Source organism: Mesobacillus persicus, from assembly GCF_900109925.1.
Lineage (GTDB): Bacteria > Bacillota > Bacilli > Bacillales > Cytobacillaceae > Mesobacillus_B > Mesobacillus_B persicus.
In genome coordinates this window covers 206730-227860 of the sequence record NZ_FOBW01000008.1, presented here as the reverse complement: position 1 = coordinate 227860, position 21131 = coordinate 206730, and the positions used below count along the sequence as shown (strand labels likewise).

Genomic DNA, 21131 nt, shown 5'->3' with positions numbered 1-21131 from the left:
TAAGCTCAAAGAATAGCTCCACTTTTTGTTCATATTGATTCATAAAATTGCCTCCCGATATTTGATTAAGTTTAGTGTTGAATCAAATATCAGTAGGTGGAGCCCTACTTAGCTTAATGAGAATATTGAGGTGTATTTTTGAGGTTGTCCATGATAAAATATTTGTCATATGAAAAAGTATGTCTTTCTATTGTTTGGTTTGGCGATTAAACAATATCACAAAAGACATACTTTTTCATTTTTTTATTCTTTTTTTGGTCTGAGGGGGCTTTTAAAGAGCCATCGCGTTAGCGATTTCGTTCTTCTCTTGCTTCCTCATTAAAGAGACAAGGTCCCACTCGTGTCTTTTTGACTTTGCAAGCGTTGACGAGTATTCCAAAAAATGATAAAATTATAAATCCTGCCAACTATATGTTGGCTTAAGGGAATTGTGAAAAGTTCATTCTTCTTTGAAAAGGATGGGTAATATGAATAAAGAACAATTGATGGGAATGGCCCGTAAGACGTTGGAGAATGCCTATGCACCTTACTCGAAATTTCCAGTTGGAGCAGCGCTATTACTCAAAGATGGTACGGTGGTTAATGGCGTAAACGTAGAAAATGTTTCATTTGGAGCAACCAATTGTGCAGAGAGGACCGCTATTTTTACTGCAATCGCAAACGGTTACAAGAAAGGTGATTTTCAGGCGATCGCTGTTGCAGGTGACACCGAAGATTTTCTTCCACCGTGTAGTATTTGTAGGCAAGTTTTAGCAGAATTTTGTATGCCTGATATGCCAGTTTACTTAACAAATGAGAAGAAAGATATCTTAGAATTGACCTTAAAAGATTTATTACCTTATGCTTTCACAGAGCTAGATATGTAATTAAAATACTTTTTAATTTAATAGAAAAGGGCATTTTTGATTAATTTTTCAAAACATGCCCTTTTTTTGTTTTTAAACAGGGAAGACACCATATCGCATTTGGGACAAGGTGCGTGTCCCGGTGCTACATAAAATCAAAAAAGTAACGGATAAAATGAAAAAAGATTGGTGAGGTATAGGTTAAGCTATCAACGCGACTGAGATAACTTTCCTTCAATGCTGCAAATTTTTCATCCTCTCCGATTAATAAATCCCGTTTGAGGATGGAGATAGTTGAAGCTCCAAAAAAGCCTCCAATTGCAATCAGGAATCCAGAGATGATCCCAAAGGTTTGATCAAAAGGGGTTAAATAGGGATAGACGAAATACGAAACGAGCGTTGTTACGATTGTCGCACCAATAAATCCTTCCCATGAGATATTAGGATTCGCTGTTGGAATAACCTTTCGCTTCCCAAAATACAAGGTAATTAAAAAATGAACCGCATCATTCAATTGTGTGAGTAAAACCAAGAACAAAACGAGATTTGCCCCATATTCAGGGGAGGCAAATTGGAAGTAAGCTAAATGGCTTAAACCAAAAACCATCAGCATTAATCCCCATTGGGTCGAGCTCACCGAACGTAAAAATCCTACTGTTCCTTTTTTTCCTAAGATTCGAGGAATCGGCAAAAATAAAAATACATAAATAGGAATGAAGACGATAAACATTCCATACCATTCGATATAACTCCAATAAAATTGGACCGGAATCGATAGGTAGGCCCACAAAAACGCCCTGCGATCCACCTTTCTCGTTTTTATCATTGAATAAAATTCTTGTAGGGCAAAAAAGCAAAGCACCATTAACGATATTAATGAAACGACAGGGTTAAATAACGTTGCAAAAATAAAGATTACGAACATTCCCCACCAAGTTTTCACACGTGAAGAAAGCGAAGTAAAATCCTTATCTGGCTGGCTCCTTTTCATAATTAGAAATAATAGACTGATAGTTAGTAAGCAAATAAAAATGATGACTTGTGTCCAGAGTGTACTATTCAATCTTTCACCAACTTTATACCTATTTTTTTAGAAAGTTATGTATAATTACTATAGGATAAAAATGACAGATTTAAAAGAGGGAATATAGATGGATTCTAAGCGAAGTGTATATATTATGCTTACAGACACCGGAACCTTATTTACTAAATCAATTAAAAAATACACAGGGGCTCCCTATAATCATGCCTCGATCTCTTTTGACTCTAGTTTGCAAGAGTTATATAGTTTCGGGCGAAAAAACCCAAGCAATCCGATGAATGGCGGGTTCGTGAAGGAAGATATTTTCCAAGGAACATATAGTAAGTACCCCGAGACAACTTGCGTAATTTACCGGCTTGAAGTGTCTGAACGAGATGTTGAAAAAATGAAACGGGTGTTAAATGTTTTTAAGAAAAATCAACATAAATTTCTCTATAATCTCCTTGGCATTCTTGGAATAACTTTGAATGAACCGATTGAGTTCAGCAATTCGTATTTCTGTTCGCAGTTCGTTGCGGAAACTCTTCACCGATCAGGCATACGATTATGGGATAAACTCCCGGCGCTCGTCACCCCTGATGATTTCCGAACCAATGAAAGGTTTCATCATGTGTATGAAGGCAAGTTATTCGATTATGAGCCAGTTAGGAATCGTTTGTAAAGCAGGGGACGGTTCTCTTGCTTCCTAGTTGGACACTTCTGCATAAGAAGAGAGCCAATGGAAGCAAGAGAACCGTCCCTTTACTTCGTTAATTTCATTCCGAAGGTTAAGACTTCGAAGTTGTTTTTTAGGATGTAGCCATAATTTTTGTTATGGTCGATTGTAATGTCTCCATCTAGGTGATTGATGACGAGTGGGTCAATATAGATGGTGATTTGATCGACTTTAAAGATTTCCTCGTTCTTGGTTTGCTCAACCTGAGCAAGTTCGTACACATAGGTCGCCCCTCAACCAGTTGTTCGGACTTCATTGAGCTTAAGTTTTGGTTCAGGTCCTAGTTGGTTGGTCAACTGCTCGTTTGCGGCTTTCGTTATTGTTACTTTCATCTTTTCACCCCTCATTTCTACATTACCCTGCCCTAAACACTATTAATCGGGAAAATGAAAATAGACTTACATCGTTGATCAGTATTGTCGGCTTGTGTCCGTATATTGTCAAAGGAGGGGAACTGAACGAATAGTTCAGTTCCCGGCTCCACGATATCTTTTCACACCAGCATTCCAAAGTAAATAGGAGATACTGAAAAAAACGATCCCCATGACAGGGGTCAAAAACGCATATCCATACCATTCTTCGCGATTTAGGAAATACGCAGCCGGATACACCCCGACAAAAGCAAACGGTAAAATCCACGTTAACACAAACCGTATCACTTTATGATAAATGTTCACCGGGTAACGACCGTAGTTCCCGATATTATACATCATCGGCATAATATCCGTCCGGCTATCAGACCAAAACCCAATCGTCGCAATCGAAATAAAAATACCTGCATAAATAAACGCCCCGCCTAGCACCATGCTAATAAAGATCAATACATCATACCAAGCAAAGGTTAACCCTAGCTCCGTCGCGGCATAGCCCATAATCACCAATCCAGTAATCACGCCGAAGAGAGATTCAAGCTCCATCCGCTCCATAATAATCTGAAAAAGACTATGAACCGGTCGAGTTAACACTCGGTCCATTTCCCCTCTGACAATATAGCGCTCGTTAAAGTCCCAGATATTAAAAAACGAGGAAAATAACGCATAGGGAACAAGGAAAAATCCGTAAATAAAAATGATTTCCTCACGGTTCCATCCACCTAAGGAGGCTGTATGGTCGAACACGATGAGAATGAAGATGAGGTTGACGGCTTGAAACAATAAGTCAGATAAAATTTCAATAACCGTATCTATTCTGTATGTTAACCTTGTTTTTAAATATTGAGAGGCGTATTGAAAAAACATCGAAACGTAAAACACTCCATTAGCCTCCTTGGACAATTAATTGTTTTTTAGCAAGAGACCATAACAGGCGAATCGGGATCAATAAGATCAAAGCCCAGAATGCTTGTAGCAAGACAGCGTTAAAAATCTCCTTACCAACAAAGCCTTCGGTAAAAATCATACTCGGAATATAGCTGATGGCTTGAAATGGTAAATACGTCATGACTGTTTGCGCCCACAAAGGATAAAAAGAGATCGGGAGAAGTAGACCTGAAAACAAATCGATGACCACCCGTTTCGCTCGAATTAACCCGGTATTATTAAATAGGAAGAAAGACATGATCCCCGTGAGTAGGTTGATTTGCGTATTGACGATAAAACTAAAGACGAGCGAGACAAAGAAAAACAGCCAGGTCGACAAATTAGCAGAAAAGCTAATCGGAAATACTAACGCCACAATGATCATTCCTGGTACCGAGAAGAACAATAACCGGAAGATTCCCTCCCCGAGCGCCTGCATGGTTTTCATCCCTAGATAGTTATAAGGGCGAATCATTTCAATCGCGACTTTGCCGTCTTTGATTTCAGCGGCAATTTCACGGTCGATATTATTAAAATAGAAAGCTCGCGCCATCCAGGCAACCGCCACATACGTAGTCATTTGCAGGACGGACAATCCTTGAATCTCTTCATTGTTTCCATAGATTGCTGACCAGAGAAAATAATAGGCCCCGATGTTAATGCTATAAATCAAGATCCCACTATAATAATTTGTACGATAAGCAAGCATCATTAAAAATCGAACCCGAATCATTTCAAGATACATACTCATGCGAGGGCCATTCCTTCTTCATAAATCTTGCGAACAATTTCTTCGGTCGAGACTTCATTGATGCGGACATTTTTAATCGGATTTTTTTGCACGACGAGGCTAATCAATTGCGAGACAAGGCGTTCGTCCCCGTTGACATGGGCAAGCCAAGTGGTTGCGTCTTTTTGCTCCCATTGAACATTTGGTAAAAAGACAAGATTATTTTTAGCAATCTCTGTCAGAAACTCAAATTCTACTTGTTTTCCTTCAACTGCCTGTGATTGAAGCTGATTGAGCTTGCCATCATAAATGATTTTCCCTTCATCTAGCAAAACGACCCGTTCACATAGGGCTTCGATGTCGGTTAAATCATGGGTTGTTAACAGAATCGTAGTTTTATACTGTTCATTGATTTCTTTTAAAAACTTACGAATCTTTAACTTTACTAAGACATCAAGTCCAATCGTTGGCTCATCTAAGAACAGTAGGGGAGGGTTGTGGATAAGTGCCGCCGCTAATTCGCAACGCATCCGTTGTCCTAACGATAGCTTTCGAACAGGTTTATCCAATAATGGACCAATTTCTAATGTTTCGATTACATGGCCCATATGGCGGTTATAATCTTCATCTGAGACACGGTAGACCTTTTTTAATAGTCGAAAAGATTCCTGTACGGCAATGTCCCACCATAGCTGGGAACGCTGTCCGAACACCACGCCGATGGTGCGCACGAATTCTTCTCGTTGCTTATGAGGGTTCATCCCATTAACAACGATTGAACCGGATGTTGGCGTTAGAATGCCAGTTAACATCTTAATGGTCGTCGATTTCCCTGCACCATTCTCGCCAATGTAGCCGACCATTTCCCCTTGTTTGATGTTTAAGGAGATATCATCAACCGCAGCAAGTGTTTTATAATTTCTCGTAAACAAGTCCCGAAACGCCCCAGACAAACCAGAACGACTAGAATACGACTTAAATTCTTTACGTAAATTCTGAACCTCAATAACGTTCATTCATAGATCCCCCCAAAAACTAACTCACACCGTTTTCACAAAACTTAATTGTAACCTGAGTGTAGAAAGGAAGCAAGGGGACGGTTCTTCTGCTTCCATGATCACGAGCGTTCGGTGTTTTTGGTAGCTCTGATAAGTATTGTTTATCGGCTGGGTTTTATTACTATTTGCCATCTCTAAAGCTAGCAATCTACAACCCAATGTAAGTCTAGTACAGACCAGAAAATAGACAATAATTTCTAATTTATCTTGCTATTTCGCCTATTTTGTAAGCGCTTTAATTACTAGAAAAACAGGGGTATAATAAGGACATAAGAGTTCCAATTACCCAAAAATGGAGGAATCAAAATGCTTACTGAGCTGATTCTAGAATTGAAAAACTGGTGGTATAGTGATGCTGTTAGTGAGGAATTGGAAGAGTTTGAGAGGATTGAATCAAAGCATACAAGGGTTCATTTTGATGAGGATATAAGAGAAGAGATTCGGGTTCATTAATCTAATACTTTTTAAAAGAAGACTTTAATAGTAGAGTCTTCTTTTTTCATGAAAGTTTGATTTATTCATAGGCTGTTAGGTCGTTAGGGTAAGGAAGGAGCATAGGAACTCGATGTGGTTGGGTTTTAATAATCTCTTATAGCACTATGTGCTAACTACAAAATCAAAAAGCACAACCAGTCCCGTCTGAGATATTTCAAAAGTCCCTTTATGAACTGCTCGAACTAGCGGAATAAGACAAGTAACCGTGCTACTTTTTAACGTGTTTCGGATATTTCGCATGCACGAGGCTTCATCTCCTGTATCTTCATGAAATTTGAGGCTTAGAACTTGCAGGAAATGTTATAATGATGGTATAAGCTAGAAAGTGAAGGGACGGTTCTTCTGCTTCCGAAAGGAAGCAGAAGAACCGTCCCCATGCTCGAAAGGAGTAAGGATATGAAGCTACATAAAAAAGCATTTGGGTTTCTGTTGGTGGCCATCGCTGGATTGATGTTTATTTTAGCTGGGTGCGGCGGCGCAGAAAAGGAAGAAGAAGGCAAGACGAGTGAAAACAAGACGAACGAAACCATTGAAACAACGGAATACCCTTCGGATGTTCAAGAGCGTCCAGTTGTGACGATGACGATGGAAGATGGCCAAGAAATCGTTCTTGAGTTGTTTCCAGAAGCAGCTCCTAATACGGTCGCAAACTTTATCTCTTTGGTTGAAGAAGGTTTTTATGATGGCCTGATTTTTCATCGGGTTATACCTGACTTCATGATTCAAGGGGGAGACCCGGATGGAACCGGTACTGGTGGACCTGATTACACAATCGCGGGGGAGTTCAGTTCAAATGGATTTGAACAAAACACCGTTACCCATGAGCGCGGGGTGATTTCTATGGCTAGAACGAACGATCCAAACTCTGCAAGTTCACAGTTTTTTATCATGGTGAACGAAGCATCTCATCTTGATGGAGAGTATGCAGCCTTCGGAAAGGTCATCGAAGGAATGGAAACCGCTGATGCCATTGTATCGGTTGAACGCGACAGCATGGACATGCCGTTAGAGGATCAAAAAATAAAAACGGTCGTAGTTGATACAAAAGGATACGATTATCCTGAACCAAAAATTCAATAAGAATGTGCCTCTCCTTACCGGCTAGGGGAGGCATTTTTGTATATGCAAATTGAGTTTCATATAGGTTTGCTAGTAAGGTACCTAAAAAAACCTAGGTAAACAAGGAATCATAGATACCAACATAGAATTATCCAACGTGGGTTCGTGTTAAACGTAACATCTGGTATATACGTCCAGGTCAGTGGTAGATAATATTTAAGACTGAAATGAAATCAACAAGCCTTAAAAAGAAAGATTAGGAGGAAGTCGTTCATGTCCTATGAAGAAATCATGGATAAGTTAAGGGAGTTAGGTTCCGAACAGACAAAGCAAATTTATACAAATCACGGGGTAGAAGAGCCCTTTTTTGGAGTAAAAATTGGGGATTTAAAAAAGCTTGTCAAGCATGTTAAAAAGGATCAAGATTTAGTCATGAAATTATATGATTCCGGACATCATGATGCGATGTATCTGGCCGGTCTCTCCGTCAATCCAAAGCTTATTTCAAAGGAAACCTTACAGAATTGGGCAGACAAAGCCTATTGGTATATGTTAGCTGAATACACTGTTGCTCAGGTAGCTGCTGAGAGTAATTATGCGCTTGAATTGGCAAGAGAATGGATGAAATCAGACAAAGAAATGCTAGCTGTTTGCGGCTGGAGTACCTATGCGAACTATGTTTCAATTACACCGGATGAAAACCTAGACGTAGCTGAAATAAAAGCCTTGTTAAATCAAGTGAAGACCACGGTCCATCAGGAACGGAACCGGGTACGTTATGTGATGAACGGGTTTGTCATTTCGGTTGGCTCCTATGTGAAAGAATTAACGGAGGAAGCGAAACAGGTGGCCGATGAGATTGGAAAAGTAAATGTCGACGTCGGGAATACAGCTTGCAAGGTCCCGCTCGCCTCCACATATATCCAGAAAATCGAAGAGAAAGATCGAGTAGGCATGAAGCGCAAAACCTGTATTTGTTAACGAGAATACATAAACACTAGAATTCTCCGCGTGGAAATTTTAAAAAATCCGGATAAAAAAGTTGTGTCCCTCACAACACTTGCCCTAAAGCTCAAGTGTTGTGGGGGACACATTTTTTTGTTTTAAACTTAAATGCAATCTAGTTCTACCGAACGAGCTTGGATCAAATGGCATGATTTTCTTTCTTTACACTGCACTTCATGGATTTGGGCGGATAGGCAAGTTACCAAATATAGGTTAAGACAATAAGTTACTTGTATAAGCCGAAAGGGGTGAGAAAATGGGTAAGCGTATAAGGCATACGGAACGTGATGTCGAGGAGTTGGCGAGGCTTATGCTGGCCGAAGGGATCGGTGAAGGAGCTCAAGGGATGAACATGGTAGGAACGGTTGTGGCCAATCGGGTCGAGGCAAACTGTGATCCTGATTTTAAAAATTTACGCAATATTAGGCATGCGATTTATCAGACCATACCTGGAACTGGAATCCCTCACTTTGAGCCCGTCTTAAATGGTGCACTGTATACACAACGACCCACAGAGGAGGACCTCCAACGGGCAAGGAATCTGTTGCAGGGTCATAGGGAACCTCGGGCCAGCAGGAATTTGTGGTTTTTCAACCCCAGTCCTGGGAAGAGATACCGCGCTCCTTGTACCCCCACAATGCCAAGATCCCCCATGACGGTGTACGACTTTGCGCATAAAAACCATTGTTTTTATGTCGCCGTACCGGGCTATTGCCCAGAGTTTTATAGTTAAATGAAAAAGGAGTTGCTTCTCATGACTTGTGGAAACTCAAGTTTTTATCCAATGAATTATTATCCTGGTTTTGATCCAGCTTCCATGATGCGGGCTGTACCACAACAACCTGGCTCTCCGGCGAACGGGTATTCTGGACCCACTTATGCCACTCCAGTGGTTCCAATGGGGACTGGCCAGCAACTTCCAACAGGGAGAGTGGAAGAATCTTTTATCGAAAATATCCTCCGTTTCAACAAAGGTAAGGTCGGTACATTTTACTATACTTACCAAGGGAATAACAGATGGAGTTCAATGGTTTACCGCGGGCGCGTCGAAACGGCCGGTCGTGACCACATCATTATCAGCGACCCATCCACTGGGAAACGTTATCTCCTGTTGATGGCAAATCTAGACTGGGTTGAATTCGACGAACAAATCAACTATCCTGAAGCGGAAATTAATCCTGGGATCCAGGCGTCTATGACGACAACGGAGTGAGAACTAAAAAGCAATCGTGTTAGATGGAAAGTTCCATCAGATTAAAAAAGGTGTATCCCCCTTGCTCGCCCTAAACACTCGAGGGCAAAGAGGATACACCTTTTTCATTATTTTTTAACAGGAAAGCAATTCAGTTCCTTCAGCTTTGAGATTGCCTTTTCTAACACCTCAACATTCTGTGTAAGGGCAATTCTTACATAGCCTTCGCCTTCTTTTCCAAAAGCATTTCCGGGCGTAACGACAATTCCCGCCTCATCGATTAATTTATAAGCAAAATCGGTGGACGTATAGGGCGCGGGGACCTTTGCCCAAACAAACATCGACGCCTTCGGTGATGGTACTGCCCATCCTAATTCATTTAAGCCGTTTATGAGAAGATCTCTTCGTTCTTTATAGATGCTTCGCAGATCTTTGCTAAATGAAGCCGAATGGGTTAATGCGGCAATCGCCGCTTTTTGAATTGGTAAAAAAACCCCATAGTCAAGATTCGACTTTAAACGGTTCATCCCGGTAATAATCTGTTCATTGCCGACAATGTAACCAATTCGACAGCCGGCCATATTAAAGCTTTTGGAGAGAGAATTAAACTCCACTCCGACTTCTTTTGCTCCTTCGATGGATAAAAAGCTAATCGGCTTTTCCTCATAATAAAGCTCTGAATAAGCAAAATCATGGATCACAAGAATCTGATGTTTGTTTGCGAACTGAACGACTTTCTCGAAAAATTTCTTTGTCGCTAAGGTCGGTACGGGATTTCCTGGAAAGTTGAGAATCATCAGCTTGGCTTTTTCTCTGATCTCGAGAGGGATTTTGTCCAAATCAGGCAAAAAATGATTTTCTTCTTTCAATGGCATTTTGTACGGAATGGCACCAGCTAAGGAAAGGCCGGCATCATAAGCGGTATACCCTGGATCAGGGACAAGGATGGTATCGCCCGGATTCGTCAGGACCATCGGTAAATGGACAATTCCATCCTGAGAGCCCATCACCACGACTACGTCCTTATCAGTATGAAGGGAAACATCAAATTGGCGATGATAATAGTCACCAATCGCCTGATGAAGAGCAGCGGTTCCGGTTAACGAATAGCCATACTGAGAAGGGTCTTGAACATTTTTCTGTAATTCCTCGATGACAAATGGAGGAGGTGGTAGGTCGGGACTCCCGATGCTAAGGTCAATGATCTCTTTTCCTTCTAGTAGCTTTTGTTTCTTATAATTTGCTAGTTCGCTAAAGATTAACGTTTTAAAATCATTCATTTTCTCAGATAGTGCAATCTTCAAATGAAATCTCTCCTTGCCATTTAGTATAGTATGTTTGCCGTTCCTAGAATATAGGTTCATAGTAGTATCAAAGAGCTAGGGGTTAATAGTCTGAATAAACTGAAATAGATAGATTGAAAGGGACCTTGATTGATATGTAGTTCATTTTACCAAATCTTAAATAAGTTTAGTATTATTTTTGAGGGGGGAGATATTCGTAATCCAGCGCGTAATGAATTGGGGAGTTCTCTAGCATAAGCTGGTCTCGTATTCATCCACCTCCCAATAAATAACTACTAAACTTTTGATGGTTTACTCGTACCCAGCATGGTGCAGGAAGCAGAAGAACCGTCCCCATTTCATACTTTTATATAATTTTGTGCGGGCACCTAACATTCTTGAAGTAGTTTTTTGGTTCCGAGCTGGACCTTCTGTTTCACCATGATAGACGGATTTCTCCCTAAAAAACCTTTACTTTTGCTCGGTTCCTTGTAATCAGTTGAGGAAGGAAGCAGAAGAACCGTCCCTTTGCTTCCCCATTGGTTGTTAGTGTATGATACTACTAGATTAGAAGAGGGGGATTTTATGTATATTGTGCATTCAACTTTTGATGTGCCTCCTGAGAAGGCGGAGGAAGTCATTGCGATTTATCAGAAAAGGTCTAAAATGGTGGATGACTTTAAAGGATTCCTTTCGTTTCAACTTCTTCAGAATGAAAAGAAGCCAGGAGAATTAACGGTGCAATTAGAGTGGGAAACGAAGGATGATTATTTAAACTGGGCGACGAGCAATGCCTTTAAAAAAGTCCATGATATGGAAAAAAACTACCCTGACCAAGAATTAGCCTCGATCATTCCAAAGGTCAGGAAGTATCAAGTGGTGGCTCGATGAATATAAGTATCGTAAGCAACATTATAGATGAAGTGACAGAAGGAATTTATAACGATTTTCCAGAATTATTAACAAAGTACGGAGAAGCGGGGAAGAACAAATGTAGAGAAGATAACCAACATCATTTTAAGCAACTCAAGATTGCTTTGGAGATGAATAATGTAGAGTTGTTTATCGACTATGCACTTTGGCTGAATCAGATTTTAACTTCAAGAGGGATGCAAACTGCCCATTTAATTGATAATTTTCGACGGATTGAGTCCGCGCTTGCGAACGTGACAGATCCCGATCAAACCGGGTATATCTCATTCTTAAAAGCAGCAATCCACGCACTAGAAAATAAGTAAAGGGGATGTACCGATGAATAGCCAGATCTACACTTTTACCGACCATCTCCTTGGTGGAAATCAAGATAAAGCGTGGGAAATGCTTCTATCAGAAGTGGGAAAAGGTAAAAGTAGTCTCGATATTTATCAAAATTTAGTGACCAACTCACTTATATACATAGGCAAGCTCTGGGAGGAAAACAAAATTAAAGTAGCGGATGAGCATTTGGCGAGTGCCACATGTGATTTTTTATTAACTCGCTATTTTTTTCATAAGCAACAAATGAGGAAAACCGCTCCAATTCAGAAGAAGGCGATGTTTTTTTGCCTCGAAGAAGAGCAACATTTTTTAGGCATTAAAATGGTTTCCCTACTTTTTCAGGAAGATGGGTGGGAAACAAGGTTCTTAGGTCAGAACCTCCCTTTAGAATATGTGACAAACATGGCGAGAAAATGGAAGCCAGATCTCATTGGAATGTCTTTTACAACGTTATATGCTGCAAACCAGGTTTCCGATTACATAAACAGCCTGGAGCAACTGGAACACCGTCCGGAGGTTCTTTTAGGCGGAAGATTGGTTTCAAAATCCCCTTTCAATCAATTCGCTACGGATGCAACGACTGTGATTGAAGAATTGGCAGGCCTTCAGAAATGGCTGCCATTAGCTTGTGGGGAGGGGAACCATGTCTAACATCCAATATCTTCCTTATCCCTGTTTTGTCGTGGATGAAGAGTTATCCATCCTTGAGTACTCGAACGAAGCTCTAAGCTTATTCCGCCCGGTCCCTGCTTTTTTAGATCTAGTTGACAGTGAAAGTGAAGACAAGGCAAGGAAATTATTATCAGGACGAAATTCATCTCCCGAGGGGGAGATTATCATGTGTTCGATCAATTCTCCTCAAGCCTTATTTACCGTGCGGATAAACTGGAAGGATGGGAAAGGGTACATCATCTGTATCGAGAAAGACGAGAGTCTAAATTCCCTTATCAAAATGGTTGAAATCCAGCGCCAACGGTTAGCGGATACAGACTTTGAATTATTTGAGAAAAAAGAACAATTGCAAGAATCGCTTAAAAGCATTCGTGATTTATCTGGGCCCTTTATCAAACTCTCGAAAAAAGCTGCGCTTATTCCCCTTTTTGGGGATCTCGACGAACAACTCATTCAGCAAAACGCTGAAAAATTCACACGCGAAGCATCCGAGGGTGATTATGATTTCATTATTTTTGATTTTAATGGGATCGGGAAGGTCGAAAAAGCGGGAATCGATGAATTTAATAGGCTCATTGGGCAGCTGAAACTCATTGGTGCACAATCCATTATTACCGGTGTCCATCCACAGCATGCAACGACCATTCATCACGCAACAAATGGAATCCAAGCCACCTTTATCAATCGACTCATTAACGCGATAAAGAAGAACGTGAATATAGATGATCAGTGAAAGAAAAATAGCCTAGCAATCGCACGTGATTGCTAGGCTATTTTTTTATGTGAAAAGATAGTGGTCGTATATTGTACTTTTTAGGGAAGTAGCTCTTAACCTAATAAGACATGCCCCCCGCTAATGAATCAATACATTTGATGGCATGAAATGATGTTTCTGTGGTTTAAACTTCTGAAAACAACGGCAGACACCATCGGAAATGATAGTGTCTGCGGGGTGTTTAATTTATTGGAGCTGGATTTTCTTCTATCTCTTTTGTACCCGCTTTTTTCTTCTTCTTCCACCTAAATGAAAAGCTGGTGGTGGTGAAGAGGCGGTATACGGCTGGAATCAGCAGCAAGGTAATAAAGGTCGCAAACAGTAGACCTGAAATGATGACCGTTGCCATTGGTGCCTGGTAATTCCCAGAGGTACCGGAAGCAAGAGCCAACGGCAGCATTCCGCCAACGGTTGTGAGTGTCGTCATGAAAATCGGCCGAATTCGGTTTTTGCCGGCTTCCACAAGGGCATCTGGTACAGTGTAGCCTTCTTTGCGTAATGCGTTCGTGCGGTCAATCAGTAAAATCGCATTATTTAAGACAATCCCGATTAGCATGACAATTCCCATGCCCGACATCAAGCTTAATTCACGCTGCGTCAGGAACAGACCGAGGATGACACCAACCATGGTCATCGGAATGATTGACATCACAATCAACGGGTGACCAAGATGATTGAATTGAACAGCCATAACTAGGTATACAAGGAAAATCGCAATCGCAAGGATGAAAATCATATCCTTTATTAGTTCTTGTTGCTGCTCAAGGTCGCCTGCGACAGAAACCGTATAGCCAACAGGAGCCTCAAAATCCTCAATCAGTTTCTGAACTTCACGATTAATCGCTCCTAAATCTTTTCCTTCGATATCAGCTGAGATCGACAAGAAGCGCTCGCCATCGGTGTGATTGATTTCATTTGGAGCATGAACATTCTCCAAGCTGATAAAAGTAGAAAGAGGTTTCTCGCCTTCAGGTGTTGGTACCTTTAAATCAAGCAGGGAAGACTTCGAATCGGTTGCCTCCGCCCATTTAACAGCTAGCGGAACGGTTTCGTCAGGGATGGTCATTTCGCCAACAGGCATCTGCAGGAAGCTTTGTTCAATGAACGACCGAATTTGTAAAGGTGATAATCCAGGTTCTTCAATCGCATCTTGCTTTAACTCAACCACTTCTTCAGGAGACGTACGCTCAATTGAATTCGTCACGCCAACAATGCCGTCAATTGCTTCTAACTCACGTACAAAGTCATCCGCAGTCGTTTGAAGCGCTTCAAACTCCTCGCCTTTGATATTGATTTGAACTGGATAGCCGCCGCCGCCCGTCATCGCACTAGCGACACTTTCAATCGGCTGCGATTCTTCCAAATCGCGTAGGACTTTAAAAATCTCATCATTTACTTCTTTTTGATCGCGCGTTATCTCATCGTCCTTTGTCATATTAATAATTGTGTACATCATGCCGCCATTATCCATGATATAATTCGTTTCCACGTCTTTTACACTGGCAAGGGCTCCATTGATCTCTTCAACAACTTCTTCTTTTTTCTCAAGAGTCAATCCAGTCTCTAGATTCACCATTAATTCGGCATAGCGGTTAAAAACATCTGGCATAATTGTCATCGGGATTTTCGTAACCAATGCCAACGATCCGCCAAACATTAGGATGAATAGGGCAATCACCGCTAGGCTGTGGCGTTTCTTTTTAATCGTCCAAGCGACAACCGAGCTGTAGGCGTGAATCATTGGGCCCTCTTTTGTTTGTTTCTTTACATTCCGCAGTTTTAGAAATTTCTCAGATAGAGAAGGAATGAGTGTAAACGAAACGAGCACCGAGCTAATCAGCGTAATCGCTACAACCGCAGAAAGCATGATCATAAACTTGCCCATGTCACCGCCAAGCAAGCCAATCGGCAAGAACACGACGATGGTGGTCAGCATCGAGGCAATAACGGCGGTAGAAACGTCCTTCGTTCCTAGGATCACCGCGTCAAGCTTCGTTAATCCTTGTTCTTTTTTATGATAGATGGATTCCAGGATAACAATGGCTGAATCGACCATCATCCCGATTCCAAGGCCAAGTCCAATAAGGGTGAGAATATTTAAGCTGTAATCAAGAGTCCACATCGTGGCAAAGGTGAGTAGCACTGAGGTAGGAATGGATAGTCCGATGATGAAAGTGGCTCGAATATTTCGTAAAAATAGAAGTAGGATGCTAATGGCAATTGCGCCGCCGATTAAAATATTACTGGTCACGCCGTCAATGGATTCTTTGACATAGTCCGCTTGGGCAACCATCTCATTCAATTCAAATCCTTCAATTAATCCTTCGCCGCGAATGTTTTCGATTTCTGCCCGAACACTTTCCGCCATTTCAATTTGCGTCACATCAGCAACACGGCCAACCTGAACAAAGATAAAGTCCTTCGTTCCGTTTTTCCAGACAAAGGACGAGGTTTCAACGGGTTGGAGCGTAACATTTGCAACCTCTTTTAAGGCAATAAATCCTCCATTTGGTACCGGTATGTTGATGTTCTCGACATCCTTGACACTCTCGAGCTTCGTATTCCAGCGCAGGGAAGGAGAGTCAGCATCCTGACTTAATTCACCAAGCGTCGCTTCCTGATTGACCTGCTGGATTGCACCGATCACTTGAGAAGCATCAAGCCCATTTTTCGTCAATTCCTCGCGGTTGAGTTCGATGGAAACTTCATGCTCTAGTGCTCCGACAAGGGCCACATCCCTCACTTCCGGGAGTTCCTCGAGTCGGGGTGCAAGGATGTTCTTCGCAAAGCTGGTAATTTCTTGCATGTTTTTCCCAGAAACATCCATGTAAAACTCATAGCTCTGAGTGCCGCCGCTCTGGAAGGATTGAACATCCTTGATGGCAGCGTTCTCGGAACTAGCGGCATTGACGACTCGCTCAACCTCTTTGAAAACCTCATCGCCTTTGCCACTTTCAAACGTCATTTGGAGATTTGCCCGGCCAACAGTGGTGGTCGAGTCAATGCTTTCGACTCCATCTATTCCTTGAATTTTCTGCTCGAGCGGTGTGGTAATCGTTCGTTCGACTTCAATTGCTGCCATTTCTCCAGCATTGATTTCAACGAAACCACCATCCATCGTTACGGATGGCATGAGCTCCTTATCGAGGTTGAAAACCGCATTGGTGCCAATCAACATCACCAATACCACCATCAACCCAACAAGAATCTTTCTTTCGACAATAAACCTTAACAGACCCATAAAAATCCCCTTCAATCTTCTTAGATTTCTGCTGTAAGAATGTTTTGAATGATTCCCGAAAATAATTATACACTTATTATAGGAAAAAATAACCAGTAAAAAGCGGGATTGCGTAAAAATATTTCTTTATAACGGACAAGCAAATCTGCATCAAATGAACATTCTCTACAGCACTTTTTCAGCTTATCCTGAATAGTCATTCTCGATAACGAACTAAAGGCAGATATTTATGTAGGTCTTAAGGCTGAGGAGGGTCTTGGGGTTGAAATGCACAAAGAGGGGGATGAGACATGCAAACGTCTTACCTTGTCTCTTTTGATTTCTTTCTTCTATATAGCAAGTGGAGGAAGAGTTTATATTTTTCATAGCTCTACTAAAAGATGATTGGGAATGCCCCTCGACTTTTGGTAGGAAAGGCCAGCAGGACCTCTTTAGATGTTGGTGGGGGGGGTTCTTGCTGGGTTCCTCCTCTTTTCATCATCATCAGGCTTATGAAGATGGTTTCTAGTTGGTTTTCTTCTAGTTATCATTTTGATAAAGCGCCGAAGGGACTCCCGGCATGCCTGCTGTTCGTAAAGTAGAGTGCTTAAAGCGGAATCCAAACACACCCGTGTAACAATTCAAAAAATAAGTCTATGTATCTATGCTTTAAATAGGAATATTTGGTATAATAATATTAGAACAAATGTTCTTTGTGAAAGCAAAGCATGTGGACCATCGGAATCATAATCACAAGGAGGATCTTAATGGTACAAAATCAAGTTAAGTTAATCCCGTATACGATTCAGTCAGTTTTTGAAAACACAAATGAAACGCCAGTGGGAGTTCAGTTGGTACAAGCTCCAGCATTATGGAAGGAAAGTAACCAAGGAGAAGGTGTTGTCGTCGCCGTGATTGATACTGGTATCGATACCAATCATCAGGATCTAAAGGACCGAATCATTGGTGGAAGAAATTTCACATCTGATTACCAGGGCAATCCAGATATTTTTGAAGACAACAACGGCCATGGGACGCATGTGTCTGGTACGATTGCGGCTAGTTTGAATCAACAAGGGGTCGCAGGTGTCGCTCCGAAAGCTCAGATTTTAAGTTTAAAAGCTTTAACCGGCGAAGGGGCTGGCGATTATGAATGGATTATTGAGGCGATCAACTATGCGGTGGATTGGAGTGGCCCGAATGATGAACGTGTACGTGTGATATGCATGTCACTCGGAGGACCGACAGATGTGCCAGAACTGCATTACGCGATCCAGAAGGCTATACAACATGAAATCTCCGTTGTTGTTGCTGCGGGAAATGAGGGGGATGGGTATGAAGAAACCTATGAGTACGCCTATCCTGGAGCCTATAATGAAGTCATTTCGGTAGGGGCTGTTAGCGTTGATTTATCGCTTGCTCCTTTTACGAATACTCATGATGAAATCGACCTTGTCGCCCCTGGTGTAGAGGTGTTGTCAACGTATCCAGACAATAAATATGCCAAACTATCTGGCACATCAATGGCGGCTCCGCATGTAGCTGGTGCTTTAGCTTTATTAGTCAATTTTAGTGAAAAAGAGTTTAATAGGCCACTGACTGAAACAGAAATTTATGCCCAGCTCATCAGACGAACCGTTCCGCTAGGTTTCCGCAAAAGCTCGGAAGGGAATGGGCTTCTGATGCTAAACTTAGTAGATGAATTAAAAGAACGCTTCAAGTTGGAAGCAGGAGTAACAGGTTTGGTGTCTTTGGAAACTAAGTTTTTGGGGTGAGGTAACACAATTATATATTCTATGAATAGATAATAATCAAGACGCTCGATACAAGATGCTTGAAACGCTTGTATTGGGCGTCTTTTATTCGTTCAGAAGGAATTAAATGATAATCGGTGAATTATATATAGATAGACTTAGTTATCAACTAAATTGATGGATAAGTGCGGACATGGTCTATCATTCTAGCCATTGATTTTCTAATTTCAGTTAGTTATCTATTGTTCCCGACAACAAAAAAAGAAAAGGGAGAAAAAGGAATATTATAGACAATGAAAAAACTCTCCGATTTGGCGAGTTTTTTCTTTATCTCAAGGTTGAGTTTAAACGCAACCTAATCTAGTTGTTTTAAGAGTTTAACAAGCCGAGGGGATGCAAATACGCCTAATATAAAAACACAGTTTGGTAAAAATTATTTTATTATGCTCTCTTGCTTTCGTGAATCATTTTTGCTAATATCGTTTCATAGCTAATGATTCAGAAAATAATAATGGGGGGATTCTTATTCATTCATTTAATGATCAAGGAGAACTGCTTCCTGAAGAAATAGATACGCTGAATCGACTAACTAAAATCCCGATTGATTCTCTCAATTTAGATGCAATTTCTGTTGTGACGAACCTATATCGTGTGGCGCAGGGTTTAAGAAACAAAATGGAACAGGAAGTCTTATCTGAATATGGATTGTCATGGACGGCGTTTTCCATGCTTTACGATCTGTGGATTTGGGAGTCAGTCGAGACGAAGAAATTAGCTGAGTCTTCGGCTGTATCAAAAGCTACTGTCAGTAATATAACCAAAACTCTTGAAAAAAAAGACTTGTGTTATCGAAAAACGGACAGTAGAGATAGAAGAACCACTTATGTGGCCTTAACTGAGAAGGGAAAGCAAGTGATGGAGGCCCTTTATCCCCGATTCCATAAAGGGGAAGTAGAACTTGTCTCTGGTTTGTCCACCGGTGAGCAAAGAAACATGACGAAATTACTTCGAACGGTGATTCGAGATAATCAGTTTTAATATCGCAACTGCAATGACAGGAAACCTAGTAGTCGTTATCTCCCTGTGAACAGAGAGTCGGTGGTTGGTGCAAACCGATACATAGATAACACGAATTACATTCCTTGAGCTTTCTTTGTGAACTTTAGTAGCAGGGAACGGACGAGCCGTTAATCGTTGAGTGGAAGGACCATGTCCTTCAATAAGGGTGGTACCGCGTGCAAAAGTTAAACCACGTCCCTTTTTTGGAGGGATGTGGTTTTTTTGTTATTTTTAGGAGGGAAAAGAGATGAAGCAAATAATGGAACAATTGACTAATGATCAAAAAATAGAAGTAAACAGACAAATGAGGATTTACAGCCAAGGGGTCAAGGAAATCATTCCAACCGAGGAGTTAGAAAATAAATTAGTAAAATCGATTTTAGAGAATAAACCTCTAAAGATTAAGTTAGGATTAGATCCCTCGGCTCCAGATGTCCACCTTGGACATACGGTGGTTCTAAACAAAATGAGACAATTTCAAGAGAATGGTCATATCATCCAATTGATTATTGGCGATTTTACTGGGAAAATTGGCGACCCAACAGGAAAATCTGTGGCTAGGAAGCAATTAACGGATGAAGAAGTAAAACATAATGCGAACACCTACTTTGAACAATTTGCGAAAGTCATTGATATGGAAAAAGTCGAGTTGCATTACAACTCTAAATGGTTGTCAAAATTAAATTTTGAAGATGTCATTCAACTTGCTGGAAAAATCACCGTCGCTAGGTTATTAGAAAGAGATGATTTTGAAGAGAGAATCGCTTTTGGAAAACCGATTTCCCTGCATGAATTCTTTTACCCTTTAATGCAAGGATACGATTCAGTTCAGTTGGAATGTGATATCGAACTTGGTGGGACAGATCAGTATTTTAATATTCTAATGGGGAGACACTTCCAAGAGAAGTTTGGAAAAGAAAAGCAAGTCGCCTTGCTAATGCCATTATTAGAGGGGCTTGATGGGGTCGAGAAGATGTCAAAGTCGAAGAAAAACTACATCGGGATTGATGAAAGTCCAAATGAAATGTACGGGAAAGCGATGTCGATTCCAGACGAGTTAATGAGTAAATACTTCGATCTAATTACCGATTTCACACCTGAACAGATTCAAACGATTAAAGAACAGTTGGAAACAGCTGAGTTACATCCTAGAGATGCAAAAATGTTACTTGGAAAGACGATTGTTCGTATGTACCACGGAGAAGTAGCAGCAGAACAAGCGGAGCAGAATTTTATTTCTGTTTTTCAAAAAAAGGCAATGCCAGATGAAATTCCCGTCGTTGAATGGAAGGGTGAAGGGGACATTCCAATTACCGACTTATTGGTTGAATTAAATATGCTAAGTTCAAAAAGTGAAGCTAGAAGAATGATAGATAATAGAGGCGTCAGAGTAAATGGAGAACAAATAGAAAATTCACAGCTCATCATTCATATAACTGACGGCTTAGTAATTCAGGTTGGAAAACGAAAATTTGTTCAATTAAAACAGAAACAGAGGTAAGGAACTGTAGAATATGCTGCACAAGCTGTTTTGTTATCAACATTATGTAGCTTGATTACGGTTACTACTGTTGTCTATTTATCTAAACAACTTTTCTAAATAAGGCACTTTTAACGTGGTTTTGATTTCCGTTCGAGGCACTTCGCGCAAGTTTATCTATTATTCTCGTTT

Annotated in this window: 21 protein-coding genes and 1 other annotated feature; of the genes, 14 read left to right on the top strand and 7 right to left on the bottom strand. The window is 40.9% G+C overall.

All coding sequences use genetic code 11. The annotated features are described in order from the left end of the window. Positions 1-467 precede the first annotated feature (467 nt). Entirely contained in the window at positions 468-866 is a 399-nt protein-coding gene (locus BMX30_RS13065) for a cytidine deaminase (protein ID WP_090746249.1), read from the top strand. Between the two features lie 124 nt (positions 867-990). On the opposite strand, the gene BMX30_RS13060 is transcribed toward BMX30_RS13065, so the two are convergent. Then, positions 991-1908 carry a phosphatidate cytidylyltransferase gene (locus BMX30_RS13060; protein ID WP_090746246.1) on the bottom strand — a complete coding sequence of 306 codons (918 nt, stop codon included), beginning with the start codon at positions 1906-1908 and terminating at the stop codon, positions 991-993. Between the two features lie 88 nt (positions 1909-1996). On the opposite strand from BMX30_RS13060, the gene BMX30_RS13055 reads away from it, so the two are divergent. Further along, a complete protein-coding gene (locus tag BMX30_RS13055) occupies positions 1997-2548 on the top strand; it encodes a hypothetical protein (protein WP_090746243.1) in 552 nt (183 codons plus the stop codon). Positions 2549-2628: 80 nt separating this feature from the next. Here the strand turns inward: BMX30_RS13055 and BMX30_RS13050 are convergent, their stop codons facing one another. From BMX30_RS13050 to BMX30_RS13035, 4 genes are all read right to left on the bottom strand, one after another. Continuing rightward, positions 2629-2823 (bottom strand): hypothetical protein, encoded by a 195-nt coding sequence (locus BMX30_RS13050; RefSeq protein ID WP_090746240.1) that lies wholly within the window; start codon positions 2821-2823, stop codon positions 2629-2631. 246 nt (positions 2824-3069) lie between these two features. After that, entirely contained in the window at positions 3070-3855 is a 786-nt protein-coding gene (locus BMX30_RS13045) for an ABC transporter permease (protein ID WP_090746237.1), read from the bottom strand. 4 nt (positions 3856-3859) lie between these two features. Next, positions 3860-4651: an ABC transporter permease gene (locus tag BMX30_RS13040; RefSeq protein WP_090746234.1), complete on the bottom strand. Its 792-nt coding sequence runs from the start codon at positions 4649-4651 to the stop codon at positions 3860-3862. After that, a complete protein-coding gene (locus tag BMX30_RS13035; protein ID WP_090746230.1) occupies positions 4648-5646 on the bottom strand; it encodes an ABC transporter ATP-binding protein in 999 nt (332 codons plus the stop codon). The genes BMX30_RS13040 and BMX30_RS13035 overlap by 4 nt, the downstream gene beginning before the upstream one ends. A gap of 348 nt (positions 5647-5994) precedes the next feature. Between BMX30_RS13035 and BMX30_RS23565 the strand changes: the two genes are divergently transcribed. From BMX30_RS23565 to gerQ, 5 genes are all read left to right on the top strand, one after another. After that, positions 5995-6141: a hypothetical protein gene (locus BMX30_RS23565; RefSeq protein ID WP_170843881.1), complete on the top strand. Its 147-nt coding sequence runs from the start codon at positions 5995-5997 to the stop codon at positions 6139-6141. Between the two features lie 438 nt (positions 6142-6579). Then, entirely contained in the window at positions 6580-7263 is a 684-nt protein-coding gene (locus tag BMX30_RS13030; RefSeq protein ID WP_090746226.1) for a peptidylprolyl isomerase, read from the top strand. Between the two features lie 252 nt (positions 7264-7515). Next, complete coding sequence (locus BMX30_RS13025) at positions 7516-8223, top strand: DNA alkylation repair protein (protein WP_090746222.1); 708 nt, start codon at positions 7516-7518, stop codon at positions 8221-8223. 280 nt (positions 8224-8503) lie between these two features. After that, entirely contained in the window at positions 8504-8980 is a 477-nt protein-coding gene (locus BMX30_RS13020; protein WP_090746219.1) for a cell wall hydrolase, read from the top strand. Positions 8981-9001: 21 nt separating this feature from the next. After that, complete coding sequence (gerQ, locus tag BMX30_RS13015) at positions 9002-9460, top strand: spore coat protein GerQ (RefSeq protein ID WP_090746216.1); 459 nt, start codon at positions 9002-9004, stop codon at positions 9458-9460. A 107-nt stretch (positions 9461-9567) separates the two neighbouring features. On the opposite strand, the gene BMX30_RS13010 is transcribed toward gerQ, so the two are convergent. Then, positions 9568-10743: an LL-diaminopimelate aminotransferase gene (locus BMX30_RS13010; protein ID WP_090746213.1), complete on the bottom strand. Its 1176-nt coding sequence runs from the start codon at positions 10741-10743 to the stop codon at positions 9568-9570. Between the two features lie 564 nt (positions 10744-11307). Here BMX30_RS13010 and BMX30_RS13005 point away from each other — a divergent pair. The 4 genes from BMX30_RS13005 to BMX30_RS12990 are packed head-to-tail and all read left to right on the top strand — an operon-like array spanning position 11308 to position 13384. After that, the gene (locus tag BMX30_RS13005; protein WP_090746210.1) at positions 11308-11613 is read left to right on the top strand and encodes an antibiotic biosynthesis monooxygenase family protein; all 306 of its coding nucleotides are present in this window, start codon (positions 11308-11310) and stop codon (positions 11611-11613) included. Beyond that, on the top strand, positions 11610-11960 hold the full coding sequence (locus BMX30_RS13000) for a hypothetical protein (protein ID WP_090746207.1): 351 nt from the start codon (positions 11610-11612) through the stop codon (positions 11958-11960). The genes BMX30_RS13005 and BMX30_RS13000 overlap by 4 nt, the downstream gene beginning before the upstream one ends. Before the next feature lie 13 nt (positions 11961-11973). Next, positions 11974-12630 (top strand): cobalamin B12-binding domain-containing protein, encoded by a 657-nt coding sequence (locus BMX30_RS12995; protein WP_090746205.1) that lies wholly within the window; start codon positions 11974-11976, stop codon positions 12628-12630. Beyond that, positions 12623-13384, top strand: coding sequence for an STAS domain-containing protein (locus BMX30_RS12990; RefSeq protein ID WP_090746202.1), 762 nt, complete (start codon positions 12623-12625; stop codon positions 13382-13384). The genes BMX30_RS12995 and BMX30_RS12990 overlap by 8 nt, the downstream gene beginning before the upstream one ends. A 223-nt stretch (positions 13385-13607) precedes the next feature. On the opposite strand, the gene BMX30_RS12985 is transcribed toward BMX30_RS12990, so the two are convergent. Next, entirely contained in the window at positions 13608-16667 is a 3060-nt protein-coding gene (locus tag BMX30_RS12985; RefSeq protein ID WP_090746199.1) for an efflux RND transporter permease subunit, read from the bottom strand. Positions 16668-17413: 746 nt separating this feature from the next. Here BMX30_RS12985 and BMX30_RS12975 point away from each other — a divergent pair. The 3 genes from BMX30_RS12975 (at position 17414) to tyrS (ending at position 20960) form a co-directional block, all read left to right on the top strand. After that, positions 17414-18421, top strand: a complete 1008-nt coding sequence (locus BMX30_RS12975) for a S8 family peptidase (protein ID WP_090746193.1) — start codon at positions 17414-17416, stop codon at positions 18419-18421. A gap of 504 nt (positions 18422-18925) precedes the next feature. After that, positions 18926-19438 carry a MarR family transcriptional regulator gene (locus BMX30_RS12970; RefSeq protein ID WP_090746190.1) on the top strand — a complete coding sequence of 171 codons (513 nt, stop codon included), beginning with the start codon at positions 18926-18928 and terminating at the stop codon, positions 19436-19438. A 4-nt stretch (positions 19439-19442) separates the two neighbouring features. Beyond that, positions 19443-19662: a binding site (T-box leader), on the top strand. A 44-nt stretch (positions 19663-19706) separates the two neighbouring features. Then, positions 19707-20960, top strand: a complete 1254-nt coding sequence (gene tyrS, locus BMX30_RS12965) for a tyrosine--tRNA ligase (RefSeq protein ID WP_090746188.1) — start codon at positions 19707-19709, stop codon at positions 20958-20960. Positions 20961-21131: the final 171 nt, after the last annotated feature.

Bases quoted from the DNA above. Each gene is read 5' to 3' on its own strand.
- BMX30_RS13065 (WP_090746249.1), top strand. From the start codon at position 468: ATGAATAAAGAACAATTGATGGGAATGGCCCGTAAGACGTTGGAGAAT.
- BMX30_RS13055 (WP_090746243.1), top strand. From the start codon at position 1,997: ATGGATTCTAAGCGAAGTGTATATATTATGCTTACAGACACCGGAACC.
- BMX30_RS13040 (WP_090746234.1), bottom strand. From the start codon at position 4,651: ATGAGTATGTATCTTGAAATGATTCGGGTTCGATTTTTAATGATGCTT.
- BMX30_RS13035 (WP_090746230.1), bottom strand. From the start codon at position 5,646: ATGAACGTTATTGAGGTTCAGAATTTACGTAAAGAATTTAAGTCGTAT.
- BMX30_RS23565 (WP_170843881.1), top strand. From the start codon at position 5,995: ATGCTTACTGAGCTGATTCTAGAATTGAAAAACTGGTGGTATAGTGAT.
- BMX30_RS13030 (WP_090746226.1), top strand. From the start codon at position 6,580: ATGAAGCTACATAAAAAAGCATTTGGGTTTCTGTTGGTGGCCATCGCT.
- BMX30_RS13025 (WP_090746222.1), top strand. From the start codon at position 7,516: ATGTCCTATGAAGAAATCATGGATAAGTTAAGGGAGTTAGGTTCCGAA.
- BMX30_RS13020 (WP_090746219.1), top strand. From the start codon at position 8,504: ATGGGTAAGCGTATAAGGCATACGGAACGTGATGTCGAGGAGTTGGCG.
- gerQ (WP_090746216.1), top strand. From the start codon at position 9,002: ATGACTTGTGGAAACTCAAGTTTTTATCCAATGAATTATTATCCTGGT.
- BMX30_RS13005 (WP_090746210.1), top strand. From the start codon at position 11,308: ATGTATATTGTGCATTCAACTTTTGATGTGCCTCCTGAGAAGGCGGAG.
- BMX30_RS13000 (WP_090746207.1), top strand. From the start codon at position 11,610: ATGAATATAAGTATCGTAAGCAACATTATAGATGAAGTGACAGAAGGA.
- BMX30_RS12995 (WP_090746205.1), top strand. From the start codon at position 11,974: ATGAATAGCCAGATCTACACTTTTACCGACCATCTCCTTGGTGGAAAT.
- BMX30_RS12990 (WP_090746202.1), top strand. From the start codon at position 12,623: ATGTCTAACATCCAATATCTTCCTTATCCCTGTTTTGTCGTGGATGAA.
- BMX30_RS12985 (WP_090746199.1), bottom strand. From the start codon at position 16,667: ATGGGTCTGTTAAGGTTTATTGTCGAAAGAAAGATTCTTGTTGGGTTG.
- BMX30_RS12975 (WP_090746193.1), top strand. From the start codon at position 17,414: ATGGTACAAAATCAAGTTAAGTTAATCCCGTATACGATTCAGTCAGTT.
- tyrS (WP_090746188.1), top strand. From the start codon at position 19,707: ATGAAGCAAATAATGGAACAATTGACTAATGATCAAAAAATAGAAGTA.